Consider the following 13,435-nt stretch of genomic DNA (forward strand, 5'->3'; position numbering starts at 1 on the left):
TGGTGTTGGAAGTTGAGAATTGGAATTGAAAATGCCACTTTTAATTTTTCGCTAACAATACAAAGAGAGTCAACTTAATTCATGTAGTAACATTATTGCTTTACATCAGTTTTTCGATCTATATTTGCAATTGCATGTTCTTTTATTTGTTAAATTCAATGAATACTTTGAATTAGTAACCATAATTAATGTCTGTATCCGCCAAAATATTTGAAGAAGTAAAAAATATTTTTACTAAGTTTCTTGAAAACAAGAAATTGCGAAAAACGCCTGAGCGTTATGCAATATTAGAAGAGATATATAGTAGATCCGGGCATTTTGATGTGGAGTCTCTCTATATCAGCATGAAAAACAAGAATTATCGGGTGAGTAGAGCAACTGTGTATAATTCTCTCGATTTATTGGTGGAATGTGACCTGGTCACCAAACATCAGTTCGGACAAAACCTTGCTCAGTACGAAAAGTCTTTCGGATTCAAACAACATGACCATATTTTGATGGAAGAATCAGGAACAGTATTGGAATTTTGTGATCCAAGAATCCAAAATATTCAGAAAACTCTGGAAGAAATGTTTGACATAGACATCACTCACCACTCCCTTTATTTTTTTGCAAAAGAAAAGAAGAAAGAATTAAGTTAAGAACTTACAAATCAAATTGCTTTGAATCATCAAACATGGATTCTTATTATTTTAACAGTATAAACGTATGAATTTTAGTTTCAAAACCGAAAATAACATCATGATCATAAAGTTTTCAGGTGACCTTATAGGCGAAGAAAACGGACCGGAGATAATAGAAGCAGTCAATAATGAAATAATGAATGGTGTGAAGCTTTGCGCTGTGGATATTTCAGAAGTGCGCTATATCAATAGTAGCGGCATTGGGGTTTTGATCACTATTTTAACAAAATTCAGAAACAAGGATGGGGAAGTAGTACTAATCAATCCTTCTGATCACGTAAAAAAGTTATTAGTAATTACCAAGTTGAATGCCATTTTTACCATTGTACAAAGCATGGAAGAGGCGGTTAATGAATTGAAAAAGTAAAATTATGGCGGTAGATGTATTGCTCGGGCTCCAGTGGGGAGACGAAGGTAAGGGTAAGATTGTTGACGTACTTACTCCAAAATATGATGTAATAGCGAGGTTTCAGGGCGGTCCAAATGCAGGGCACACTTTGAAGTTTGAAGACACGAAACATGTTCTTCATCAGATTCCATCAGGTATTTTTCATAAAGACAAATTAAATGTTATTGGCAATGGTGTGGTGCTTGATCCTATTACATTTAAAAAAGAGATAGAAGCACTTAGAGTTTTGAGTGCCTTCAATATGGAATCATTGGTGGTTTCAAAAAAAGCACAGTTAATTATCCCAACCCACCGGTTGTTAGATGTAGCTTACGAAGAGTCTAAGGGAGCCAGGAAAATCGGTTCAACTCTAAAAGGAATCGGGCCTACTTATGAAGATAAGATATCAAGAAATGGGCTCAGGGCTGGAGATATTTTAAGCCCGGAATTTGATGAAAAATACAACAAACTAAAAAAGCGACACACAGACATATTAGATACCTATGGTTTTGCTTATGACCTGGAGCCTTTGGAAAAGGAATTTTATGAAGCAGTGAATTTTCTTAAGCAATTTTCCCTTGTTGACAGTGAATACTTGCTTAATAATAAGCTGGCAGAAGGAAAGACTATTCTTGCGGAAGGAGCTCAGGGGTCTCTGTTAGACATAGATTTTGGTAGCTATCCTTTTGTTACCAGTTCAAATACTACTACAGCAGCAGCTTGTACAGGTCTTGGTATTGCACCTAATAAAATAGGGGAGGTGTTCGGTATTTTTAAGGCATACTGTACCCGGGTAGGTAGTGGGCCTTTCCCGACTGAACTCTTCGATGAGACAGGAGAGTTGATGAGGAAGAACGGAGCTGAATTTGGCGCAACTACAGGTAGGCCTAGAAGATGTGGCTGGTTGGATTTGCCTGCTTTGAAATATGCCATCATGGTCTGTGGAGCAACAAAACTTTATATGATGAAGGCTGATGTCCTTTCAGGGTTTGAAGAAATAAAGGTTTGTATCCATTATAAAAATGCCGAAGGGGAGCTTCTTTCCAGTATTCCTTATGACTTGGGTGAGAATGGACTTACTCCCATTTACCAATCATTTGCAGGTTGGGAAGATGATCTTACTGAGATGACATCTTTTGACCAATTGCCGGGTCAACTAACAAGTTATATAGATTTTATTGAATCGGAAGTTGGAGTACCTATAGAAATCGTCTCTATCGGGCCTGATAGAAAGCAGACTCTTATCAAGTAGTTTTAAGAGTAGTTAGGATTTGTATATAGCCGGGTATTTTTCCGGCTATCGCTTTTCGCTGTTCATTATCAGAAGCCTCCATCACCCATATCTCTGGATCCTTTTTCCTTGTCTTTGGACTTTTGTTTCTTTTGGTTGATGCGGTAATTCAACGAAAGTTGGAGTTGGGTTCTTCGACGCTGATATACATTGTCTGAATAGAAGGTTTCACCAAAGTTGGTATATCTGTATTTGTTTGTATTGAAAACGTCCTGTACCGATGCTATCAGAGTACCCTTGGTGTTGAAAATGTCTTTGCTCACTCCTAAATCCAGGCTATAGATAGATTTCCTTGTTCCCTGAGTAGAGTTGGTTGGAGCGTAATATGAGAAATTGGCCTGAAAATCTATATTCTGTATTATCGTCATTTTGGATGTGGCCCGGCTTGTCCAGGTATAATTGTCGGCATGTAATTTTTCATCGCCTGACTGACCATCGGTTATGGATCTGTAAAAGTTGAAACTACCATTGACTTTCCACCAATCGAAGAGGTCTTTGTTGGCTGTGAATTCTAGTCCGTATGAGTTTCTGGTGGCCAGATTTTGATACTTTGCAGTGGTAATTCCGTTGTTATCTACCGTATAGATTCTGGACATCACTCCGGTGGTATTGTTGTAATATACTCCTGCAAAGAATGATGATGTTTTCCAGTTTTTCAGGTAGCCTACTTCGAAGGAGTTGGTATATTCCGGATTGAGGTCAGGATTTCCAACTCTAAAATTCCTCACATCACTAAAAGAACTAAAAGGGTTCAATGCCCTGAAATACGGGCGTTGTAACCTTCGACTATAACTCGCCTGCAGGCTTGTGATTTCGTCTAGCTGGTAGGTGAAATGAGAAGTAGGAAAGAAGCCGATATAATTTTTGTCATGTGTTTCTCCTGTAGTCAATAAATTCGTACTAATGTCACTCAATTCTGATCTCAGGCCAAGCTGGTAGGATACCTTGTCAAGCTTGTTACTCACTATGAAATAAAGAGCATGAATGGTTTCATCATAGAGAAAATCATTAGAAAAATTCTCCAGAGAATTCCAATCCTCTTCTTGCAATTCTTCAACGAGGTAATTGTTGGTCACTTTTCTGAAATTAGACTTAAAACCAACTTCTAATTTTCCTTCGGTTCTGATAGGATGAATATAATCTGCCTGAATAAGAAAATTGCGTTCACTTTCGCCATTGTCCACCCGTTGATCCAGGGTCTCGGTATTCAATGTTTGACTAATATCGTTGAGTTCGGTTTCTTCATTCCTCTGATATTGTGAGTAGAAATTCAGTGATTGTTCTTCATTGTCAAATTTCTTTTTATAGTTCAAAGAGTATTCCTGATTACTTCCCGGTTCTCTCTCATTGTCTTCACGGTAGGTGTTTTGAATGAAATTTCTACTGCCATCATAATCTCTGTAGTTGACAGTGGTCTTGTTTTTTTCATTTGAATCCCTTACGAAAAATGAGCCAGTCAAAGTGGTTTTTTCATTGAAGTAGTAGTCAACTCCGGCTCTGGCATTTTGAGAAACGCCACCACGTTTAAACAACCTGTCTGTATCGGTAAAATAGGTGGTGTCTTCTTTAAAAAACTTTTGTCTGTAAATGGCACTACCGGGAGCATTTTCATAGCCTACACCGTAATTGATAAAGTAATTGATTTTTTCTCTCCTAAAGTTCAGGTTCAAAGCGGCTCTATGGTTGTCCGGGTGTCCGGTACTTAAATCTACCGATCCGTTAAATCCTCTTTGACTGTCTTTCTTCAAGATGATATTGATAATGCCGGCAGTGCCCTGAGCATCATATCGAGCCGAAGGATTGGTGATCACTTCTATTCTTTCTATCATGTTTCCCTGAAGCATTCTTAGTGCCGCAGGATTATTGAGCCCTACCAGCCCGGAAGGTTTTCCATCTATCAATATGCTCACATTTTCATTTCCTCTCAAACTTACATTTCCTTCTATATCCACCACAACTGAAGGGATGTTGTTTAGTATATCAGCAGCATTTCTTCCTGCGTTTGTTATGTTTTTACCCACATTAAAAATCCTTTTGTCCAAAGCCAGTTGCAGGTTGTCTTGCTCTCCTGTTACTATCACCTCTTCCAATTGATTGGAATTAAGGCTCATGGTGATGTTCCCTACGTCGGTGAATTTAGCACCCTGTACAATTTGAATGTTTTTATATATCGGATTGTAGGAAATGAATTGAACATTTAATATAAGTTCTTTAGGCTCGGGTTCTGTCCTTAAAGTAAAAAAACCTTTTGGATCTGTAATACCTCCTGCAATCATAGATGAGTCTGCTCTCAACAAAGCAACAGTGGCATATTCCAATGGTTGGTTGTTCTCAGCATCTATTATTATTCCTTTTACTTCATAGTTTTTTCCTTGTCCTTGTACTTTAAAACCAATAAAAATTAAGGTAACGATTGCGATTAATATTTTTGATTGCACTTGTATGTGTTTTTTACTTGTTGAAAAATGATTACTCGTATTCACTGTAAAAGTATAATTGGAATTTGAAGTAAATTTGAAGCTGTCAGAGCTTTTGAAATTGAATTGAGATTTTATGTTCTTTTGCTTCTTGTTGAAAGTTGTAATTGATATCAAACCCGCTGATATCACATATTTTTTTCACAATGGATAACCCCAGTCCTAATGACTCGCTGCTTTGGTTGTTTTTCTTGAACCTGAAAAAATACTTTTCCGGCGACTCCACCGGTTTAATGCCTGTATTGGCTATAGAGAACCTCTTTTGATTCAATTCGATACGAATAGTTCCATTTGGAATATTGTGTTTAACGGCATTTTGAAGCAGATTGGAAAAAAGAATTTCTGCAAGCGTGGAATCCATATTGATCAATATGTCTGCCTCAATATCAGTTGTTACTTTTATTTCTTTCAACTCGGCTAATTCTATAAACTCTTTTACCATTTTATTGATGACACCTGAGATGTCTAATGGTTTCACATTGGCAAATTCAGCATTTTCTATTTTGGTTAAAAGCGAAATAGCCCGTTGTATTTTCGAGAGTTTTTGTATCGCTTTTTGAGCGGTTATCACCAGAGAAATTTGATTTTCAGGAAGGTTGGTTTCTTGAAGCAAAAGATCAAGTTTTCCATTGGCCACTGCCAGGGGGGTGCTGATTTCATGTGAAAGATTTTCGCCAAACTCTTTAAGGTTTTTATAATCATTGATCGCCTTGGTAGTCATTTGATTGATAAACTTATTCAGGTTTTTAAACTCATAAGTGGAGGAGACCGGGAGCTGAATAGGTTTGGAGCTTTGAATACTAAATTTTTTCATTTCTATGAGCGAGACATGAAATGCACTTAAGAGCCATTTGGATATGAAAAAACTAAGCACTAATGAAAACGCAACAAGTACTAAAAACAAGATAACCATAGATCGTGTGGCACTATTTTTTGTGTCTTCGGGTTCTATTACGGTCTCGTATATGGAAAAATGATAGGTAGTGTCCTGAATGTTTCGGTAGGCATCAATCTTTCGTTGGATAATAACGGCTTTTGAATACCTGTGATAGGCGAGAGTGTCGGAAAATACAGTAGAATCTTTTATTGTTTTGGATGACGGTATTTGATCAATATGTATTTTGTCTTGCATCAGAATTTTATAACTCACCCCTTTTTCCATCATATCTTTCAGATACCTTACTTTGTGAAGAAGTTCGAAATTGGTTTCTCGTTCTATTTCCTTAGAAAAAATATAGTATGTAACCATACCACCAATCCCGAATGCGACCAGGCTAATGATAAGGTAAACCAATAAGAATTTGTGAATTAGCCTCATTGCTCGGTTGAAAATTTATAGCCCATTCCGTATATAGTGCTGAGGTAATCAGCGCCTCCTGCGTTAGTAATTTTTTTTCTCAGGTTTTTGATATGTTGGTAAACAAAATCGTGCGAATCCAGAGAATCTGCAAAATCACCCCAAAGGTGTTCGGCAATAGCCTGTTTAGTAAGTATTCTGTTCTTATTGGCGATAAAATAAACCAATAGTTCGTACTCTTTTCGGGTAAACTCAAGAAGATGCATATTTACCTTAGCTTCACGGGTTTCAGGGTTGATGGTGATTTCCTCAAACCGGATGAGGTTGTCTCCATCAAATTTTTTCCTTCTGTAAATTGACTTTATTCGTGCATTCAATTCAGGTAGGAAAAAGGGTTTGGTGATGTAATCATCTGCGCCATAATCAAGCCCTTGTATTTTGTCGTCCATCGAGTCTTTACCGGAAATAATCAATACTCCTGATTTGATGCCTCTTGATTTAATATGGCTGAGAATGTCCATTCCAGATCCGTCAGGCAACATGATGTCGAGCAAGATAATGTCGTAAAGAAAAGACGTGAGTTTATCCATGGCAGCACTTTTTGATTCTGCCAATTCACAAAGAAAGCCCTCCTGAGTCAGGTAGCTCTCCATGTTTTCCCTCAATTCGTTGTTGTCTTCTATTATCAGAATTTTCATTTTTGAGATCAAATTATTTGCATGACCATTCCTTAAGGATCAATAATTTATACAAATTAAATATTTATTTTTGAAGGAAATTTGAAGCTACATTCAGCTAAGCTAGTTGAATTGATATTCTTAGAATTTGGTTTTTAGTCTCAGGATTAAATAATTTAGAGGAAACAATACTTGAAAATGTTAGACAAACTCCCAAAATTCACCCGTAATTTATACTTTCTTGGTGGAGTGATTTTTATTGTGTGGATGCTTTTCTTTGATGCCAACGACTTTTATTCTCAGTATCAGTTGAAGTCCAAGCTGAATGATCTGGAGCACCAAAGAGACCATTATCTGGAAGAAATAGAAAAAGTAAAAAAAGATCGTGAAGCCCTTTTGAATGACAAGTTGCAATTGGAGCGGTTTGCCAGAGAGAAATATTACATGAAAAAAGAAGGGGAAGAGGTGTTTATTATTGTTGAAGAAAATGAATAAATCAAACTATATCTCATGAAGCATATTGTTCTTACGCTATTACTAACTTTTGTTTCCGGTTCGCTATTATTAGCGCAAAACCAAAACGATATTGACGAGCGGTCCGACTGGCAGGAAAGGATATTTATGGGTGGAAATCTGGGGCTCCAATTTGGAACTCAAACCTATGTCAATGTTTCCCCAACAATGGGGTATAGAATAACCAATGCAGTATCTGCCGGAGTAGGTGTTTCATACATATATCAAAAAATCTATGATATATCCAGAACTCATTATGGAGGAAATGTGTTTGGAAGAGTTAAAATAGCCGATCCATTTTTTGCTATGGCTCAATACGAATATCTCAGTATTGATACTGGAATTGAAGGGAGGAGGCTTGGTTTGAAGAGTGTTTTGGTAGGTGGAGGAATTCAGCAGCCTTTGGGTGGCAAAGCAGTAGCGTCGTTTACAGTACTTTACAACCTGTCTTATGTGGAAGGTGAGCCAAGTGTTTACAACAGTCCGATCGTAATTGGAGGTGGAATCACTTTGGGTTTCTAAAAATCCAATCCAAACTTATCAGCCAGAGATTTCAGGTCTTCAACTACAGGATCAAGTAAAGGAATTCCATTTTTCTTTCTTTCCAGTTCCATTTCTCTTTCAGGATCGCCGGGAATCACAACCCTTTCTTGTCCTTTGATTGTTTCTGCCTGCCTGAACCTGGTAATCCAGTTGTCAATATGGTCTAAAAACTCTTCTTTTGGTCTGAAAGCATCCACACGCATGGCACCAAAAAAATGACCAATACCTTCACCAACCGGATCGGCTGGTGGCTGTAAGAAACTAACGAATGGAGGTACCCAGGGGCCATAGTTGGCACCAGAAAGTACAGCCGAAAATATATCCACAATAGAACCTAAAATATATCCTTTATGAGAACCGTGTTCTTTGTCACCTCCAAGGGGTAGCAATGCACCTCCATTTTTTACGCCAAAGGAATCGGTAGTAATAGCTCCGGATTGATCCTGTACCCACCCTGTAGGACAGTCCATTTTTTTGCGTTGTAAAATCTCCAGTTTTCCGTTGGCAGCAGTGGTTGTCGCCATGTCAGCTACAAAAGCCGGTTGGTTTTTGGTTGGTATAGCTACAGAAATCGGGTTTGTTCCCAACAGTCTTTCTGTTGAAAATGTGGGTGAAACCAATGGGCTTGCGTTGGTCATTGAAATACCGATCATATCATGATCCAGAGCCATCATCGAGTGATAGCCTGCTATGCCATAGTGGTTTGAGTTTTTTACCGATACCCATCCTGTGCCTACGTTTTTTGCTTTTTCTATGGCTATTTCCATAGCCTTTGGAGCTGCTACCAGACCTAGGGCTGCATCTCCATCCACCACTGCAGTAGAAGGTGTCTCATGAGTAATTTTAATAGTAGGATTCGTATTGATTCTTTTTGCTTCCCAAAGTCTGATATATCCTGAAAGTCTTGCAATACCGTGAGAATCCACTCCCCTCAGATCAGCACTGATCAGCACTTTGGCTGCTAGCACAGCTTGCTCTTGATTGTACCCGATTTTCAGGAAGACATCCAGTATAAATTTTTCTAATTTTTTATATGAATAGTTATTCATGTTTTAAAGTCTGATGTATTGAGCCTGCCATGTCATTGTCGCCAAATAAAACTCCCTCTTTGAGTGCGTAAGCAGATACCCTCAGATTGACTATGCCCAATGTTTCAATAAGTAATTTTATCAATAGAGATGATACCACAATCATATCTACCCGCATGGCAATCATACCCGGGATTTGCATTCTCTCTTCTTTATTTTTTGTAATCAGATCGGTACAGATAGATTGGAAGTAGTCAATGGGAAGGTCACAATTTTGATTTGAAACAGCTTCACCTCCAACTTTCAGCAGGTACATATCTTCCAGAGTATCGAAAGAACCTGCAGATCCTATGATTGCTTTTACCTGATACTTTCCACATACTTCAAACACCTCCGCCAGTTGCTCTTTTAGAAATGCATTCAGTCTGTCGATATCTTCGTTTGATATGGGATCGTGTTTGTGAAATTTATCCATCAATCTTTGCCCGCCAATCTCAAGACTTTTCATCCAAAGTGCCTCGTCTTTATTGGCTACAATAAATTCAATGCTTCCACCTCCAATGTCTATAATGAGTTCGGGTTGAGTACCTATTTTAAGGAAATGTTTTACCCCCTGATAAATCAGATTTGCTTCTTCATCCCCGGACAGTATTTGCACTTCAAAGCCTGTTTCAGTTAATACCTTTTGGATAAATTCATTTTTGTTTTGGGCATTTCTGACGGCACTGGTAGCCGTTACAATCACATTTTCTACTTTGAATTTCTCAATAGTGGATTTATATTTCAATAGTGCCTGAATTGCCCTTTCGGCGGCATCATCGGCTATGATTCCTTTGGAAATGCCTCCTTTTCCCAGCCTGACGGCCAGTTTTTCTTTATGCAAAATTTCTTCAGTCAGCCTGTTTGCTATAATCAAATTGAATGTGTTGGTACCAATATCTATTACGGCTTGAAGCATCTTCTGAAATTTTTAGGGCGAATTTAGAAACAAAATGCGAATCAGGTTAAGGAATGGCAAAATGTATTTAGCAGATTCATAAATGATGTGACAACTTTCATATAGAAAATGCCATTACACGCTATATTTGGACATTCACTAATAGCGGGGACAATGACTTTGAAAAGTACGGAAGAAAAAATTGCGCATCTTGAAAGCCTCAATCAGGAGGCACTCCTAGGCGGTGGTCAGAAGAGAATAGATGCGCAGCATGCCAAAGGAAAGCTTACTGCCAGAGAGCGCATTGACTTGCTGCTTGATCCGGGTAGTTTTCAGGAAGTAGGTAAGTTGGTCACTCACAGGGCAACAGATTTTGGTCTCGATAAGCAAGTTTATTTGGGAGACGGAGTAGTGACTGGTTATGGCGAAATCGAAGGAAGGCTCATCTATGTTTTTAGTCAGGATTTCACGGTTTTCGGAGGGTCACTTTCTGAAACTTACGCTGAAAAAATTGTTAAGATAATGGACATGGCCATGCAAAATGGAGCTCCAATTATTGGATTGAATGATTCCGGTGGAGCAAGGATTCAGGAAGGAGTGGTGTCCCTGGGTGGCTATGCTGATATTTTTTATAGAAATACTTTGGCATCCGGAGTGATTCCACAGATTTCAGCAATTATGGGGCCTTGTGCAGGCGGAGCGGTTTATTCTCCAGCCATCACGGATTTTATTTTGATGGTGGAAAACACGTCCTATATGTTTGTGACCGGACCCAACGTAGTGAAAACAGTAACTCAGGAAGATGTCACATCAGAAGAATTGGGAGGGGCATCTACCCATAGCACCAAGAGTGGGGTGACTCACTTTTCTTGTGCCAATGAAGTGGAGTGCATCAGGAATATCAGGCAATTGCTGAGCTACATGCCTCAAAACTGTGAAGAGGAAGCGGAAAGACTTCCCTATAGCGAACAATCGGAACTTCGGGAAGTGCTGGATACCATTGTTCCTGCTAATCCAAACCAGCCTTACGATATGAAGGAGGTAATAGAAGGGATAGTAGATGGAGATTCTTTTTTTGAAGTGCATAAAAATTTTGCTGAAAATATTGTAGTAGGGTTTGCCCGGTTGGGAGGTAGAAGCATTGGTATAGTTGCCAATCAACCGGCTAGTTTGGCCGGAGTATTAGACATTCATTCCAGTACTAAGGCAGCTCGATTTGTTCGTTTTTGCGATTGCTTCAATATCCCATTGCTGGTATTGGAAGATGTTCCGGGATTTTTGCCAGGTACGGATCAGGAATGGAATGCTATCATTACCAATGGCGCAAAATTGCTTTATGCATTTAGCGAAGCGACTGTACCAAGAGTGACGGTGATCACGAGAAAAGCCTATGGTGGTGCATATGATGTCATGAACTCCAAGCATATAGGTGCGGATATGAATTTCGCCTGGCCGACTGCTGAAATAGCAGTAATGGGTGCCAAAGGAGCTACAGAAATCATCTTTAAAAAGGAAATTCAGGAGGCAGCAAATCCTGAAGCCAAGTTGCAGGAAAAGATTGATGAATATACCGAAAAATTTGCCAATCCTTACATTGCAGCAGGCCGTGGATATATTGATGAAGTCATACTGCCGCACAATACCAGAAGTAAATTGATGACTTCTTTTAAGATGTTGGAAAACAAAGTGGCTAAATTGCCAAGAAAGAAACACGGGAATATCCCTTTATAAGTCTTTGACTGTTAACTGTAACTTTAACCATTAACCTAAAAAATGAAAGTGGAATTATACTAAGGGAACGTTCCTGTTTTAGAGAAAGCTTAGGAATTAGCTTTCAACTTTTCACTTTCGACTTTTACCTTTCAATAGAGAAAATATGGATAAAAAAAGTAAAAAATTCTTATACGAATATTTAAACAACGCATCACCTACCGGCTTTGAAAGCTCGGGACAAAAAATATGGTTGGAATATATGAAACCATACATCGACACTTACATTTCTGATACCTATGGTACTCTGGTAGGTGTGATCAATCCTGATCATAAGTACAAAGTAGTGATCGAGGCTCATGCCGATGAGATTGCCTGGTTTGTCAATTATATTACTGATGATGGATACATCTATGTGGTGAGAAATGGCGGCTCTGACCACATGATCGCACCGTCCAAAAGAGTAAACATCCATACGTCCAAAGGTGTGGTGAAAGGTATATTTGGTTGGCCTGCAATCCATGTAAGGGTTGGGAAGGAAGAAACAAAACCAGAAGTGAAAAACATCTTCATCGACGTGGGATGTACTTCCAAAAAACAAGTAGAAAAGCTCGGCATACACGTAGGCTCTGTAGTGACCTTCGATGACGAGTTGATGGATTTGAATAAAAAGTATGTTACCGGACGTGCGCTTGATAACCGGGTAGGAGGGTTTATGATTGCAGAGGTAGCCAGAAGGCTAAAGGAAAGCAAAACAGAACTTCCATTTGGACTCTATGTGGTGAATGCCGTGCAGGAGGAAATCGGCCTTCGGGGTGCGGAAATGATAGCGGCACGCATCAAGCCCGATGTAGCCATTATTACAGACGTATGCCATGACACTACTTCGCCAATGTACGACAAAAAAGTAAGTGGAGACCACAAATCCGGCGATGGACCGGTGCTTACTTATGGGCCTGCGGTGCAAAACAATTTGCTGGAAATGATCATCTCAGTGGCTGAAAAACAAAAGATACCGTTTCAGCGAGCAGCAGCTTCCCGATCTACCGGGACAGACACTGATGCTTTCGCTTACTCCAACGAAGGAGTGGCATCTGCACTGATTTCATTACCACTCAAGTATATGCATACTACGGTAGAAACCGTGCATTATGACGACATAGAAAATGTCATAAAACTGATGCTTGAGTTTTTGAAGAATTTAAAATCTGGACATGATTTCAGGTATATTAAGTAGGGTGTGATTTTGGAGTGTCAACGTAAAGTGGATAGGGGAATAATTATCACACAAGTGTTTGTTTTATTTAGTGCTACAAGTTATTGTCAGTCAATTTATACTAACTTCATATGTAATTTTACAATCACAACGATATGAGTTCTGAACAAATAATTTCTCTCATTTTTGATGGTTTAAGAAGCCTGGCAATTGCTACAGCTTCAATTGTTGGAATTTATGGTATCAACTCATGGAGGAAGGAAACTCGATGGAAGAGAAAATATGAGCTAGCAGAAGAAGTGTTAGCTCTTGTCTATGAAGCTAAGGAGGATATTGCTATGATTCGTCATTCTTTTAGCGGTGTTGGTGAGGGGAGAACTCGAAAAAGAGGAAAGCATGAATCGGATGAGGAACGTGAAATTAGGGATTATGCTTACGTAACAGTTGAACGTACAAACAATGTAAATGAGACATTTAGTAAACTTCAGTCTTTAAAATTCCGATTTGCTGCTGTGTTTGATCAGTCCAATACGGATTTAATATAACTTAAAATCCACCTTCTTTGAAGGTGGTTATGTACATTAGGCTATGCCTGAAACCCTTAACTTTGAGTGATGAGTAATTTCAAAAAGTTGAGTCATGTTCTATATCGATGTGATTATCACATTGTATGGA

13 protein-coding genes are annotated in these 13,435 nt (G+C 38.8%); 8 read left to right on the top strand and 5 right to left on the bottom strand.

The features are described from left to right. The first annotated feature begins 188 nt into the window (after window positions 1-188). The 3 genes from AAOP42_RS20655 (at window position 189) to AAOP42_RS20665 (ending at window position 2,323) form a co-directional block, all read left to right on the top strand. On the top strand, window positions 189-641 hold the full coding sequence (locus AAOP42_RS20655; protein WP_349530487.1) for a Fur family transcriptional regulator: 453 nt from the start codon (window positions 189-191) through the stop codon (window positions 639-641). 67 nt (window positions 642-708) lie between these two features. Continuing rightward, a complete protein-coding gene (locus AAOP42_RS20660) occupies window positions 709-1,050 on the top strand; it encodes an STAS domain-containing protein (RefSeq protein ID WP_349530488.1) in 342 nt (113 codons plus the stop codon). A 4-nt stretch (window positions 1,051-1,054) separates the two neighbouring features. Beyond that, complete coding sequence (locus AAOP42_RS20665; RefSeq protein WP_349530489.1) at window positions 1,055-2,323, top strand: adenylosuccinate synthase; 1,269 nt, start codon at window positions 1,055-1,057, stop codon at window positions 2,321-2,323. Window positions 2,324-2,391: 68 nt separating this feature from the next. On the opposite strand, the gene AAOP42_RS20670 is transcribed toward AAOP42_RS20665, so the two are convergent. The 3 genes from AAOP42_RS20670 to AAOP42_RS20680 form a co-directional block, all read right to left on the bottom strand. After that, the gene (locus AAOP42_RS20670; RefSeq protein ID WP_349530490.1) at window positions 2,392-4,800 is read right to left on the bottom strand and encodes a TonB-dependent receptor; all 2,409 of its coding nucleotides are present in this window, start codon (window positions 4,798-4,800) and stop codon (window positions 2,392-2,394) included. An 85-nt stretch (window positions 4,801-4,885) separates the two neighbouring features. Then, window positions 4,886-6,157 carry a PorY family sensor histidine kinase gene (gene porY, locus AAOP42_RS20675; protein WP_349530491.1) on the bottom strand — a complete coding sequence of 424 codons (1,272 nt, stop codon included), beginning with the start codon at window positions 6,155-6,157 and terminating at the stop codon, window positions 4,886-4,888. Beyond that, window positions 6,154-6,834 carry a response regulator transcription factor gene (locus AAOP42_RS20680; protein WP_349530492.1) on the bottom strand — a complete coding sequence of 227 codons (681 nt, stop codon included), beginning with the start codon at window positions 6,832-6,834 and terminating at the stop codon, window positions 6,154-6,156. The genes porY and AAOP42_RS20680 overlap by 4 nt, the downstream gene beginning before the upstream one ends. Before the next feature lie 177 nt (window positions 6,835-7,011). Here AAOP42_RS20680 and AAOP42_RS20685 point away from each other — a divergent pair, with 177 nt between their 5' ends. Both AAOP42_RS20685 and AAOP42_RS20690 read left to right on the top strand, forming a co-directional pair. Then, window positions 7,012-7,308 carry an FtsB family cell division protein gene (locus AAOP42_RS20685; RefSeq protein ID WP_349530493.1) on the top strand — a complete coding sequence of 99 codons (297 nt, stop codon included), beginning with the start codon at window positions 7,012-7,014 and terminating at the stop codon, window positions 7,306-7,308. Between the two features lie 15 nt (window positions 7,309-7,323). Continuing rightward, the gene (locus tag AAOP42_RS20690) at window positions 7,324-7,848 is read left to right on the top strand and encodes a hypothetical protein (protein WP_349530494.1); all 525 of its coding nucleotides are present in this window, start codon (window positions 7,324-7,326) and stop codon (window positions 7,846-7,848) included. Here the strand turns inward: AAOP42_RS20690 and AAOP42_RS20695 are convergent. Next, window positions 7,845-8,918 carry an Ldh family oxidoreductase gene (locus tag AAOP42_RS20695; RefSeq protein WP_349530495.1) on the bottom strand — a complete coding sequence of 358 codons (1,074 nt, stop codon included), beginning with the start codon at window positions 8,916-8,918 and terminating at the stop codon, window positions 7,845-7,847. The genes AAOP42_RS20690 and AAOP42_RS20695 overlap by 4 nt on opposite strands. Further along, complete coding sequence (locus tag AAOP42_RS20700) at window positions 8,911-9,855, bottom strand: Ppx/GppA phosphatase family protein (protein ID WP_349530496.1); 945 nt, start codon at window positions 9,853-9,855, stop codon at window positions 8,911-8,913. Before AAOP42_RS20700 ends, AAOP42_RS20695 begins: the two co-directional genes overlap by 8 nt. A gap of 153 nt (window positions 9,856-10,008) precedes the next feature. Here AAOP42_RS20700 and AAOP42_RS20705 point away from each other — a divergent pair, with 153 nt between their 5' ends. From AAOP42_RS20705 to AAOP42_RS20715, 3 genes are all read left to right on the top strand, one after another. After that, window positions 10,009-11,565: an acyl-CoA carboxylase subunit beta gene (locus AAOP42_RS20705; RefSeq protein ID WP_349530501.1), complete on the top strand. Its 1,557-nt coding sequence runs from the start codon at window positions 10,009-10,011 to the stop codon at window positions 11,563-11,565. Between the two features lie 145 nt (window positions 11,566-11,710). Next, the gene (locus tag AAOP42_RS20710) at window positions 11,711-12,781 is read left to right on the top strand and encodes a M42 family metallopeptidase (RefSeq protein ID WP_349530497.1); all 1,071 of its coding nucleotides are present in this window, start codon (window positions 11,711-11,713) and stop codon (window positions 12,779-12,781) included. A gap of 134 nt (window positions 12,782-12,915) precedes the next feature. Then, a complete protein-coding gene (locus AAOP42_RS20715) occupies window positions 12,916-13,305 on the top strand; it encodes a hypothetical protein (protein WP_349530498.1) in 390 nt (129 codons plus the stop codon). Window positions 13,306-13,435: the final 130 nt, after the last annotated feature.

The organism is Reichenbachiella sp. MALMAid0571 (assembly GCF_040151475.1).
Lineage (GTDB): Bacteria > Bacteroidota > Bacteroidia > Cytophagales > Cyclobacteriaceae > CAXBNB01.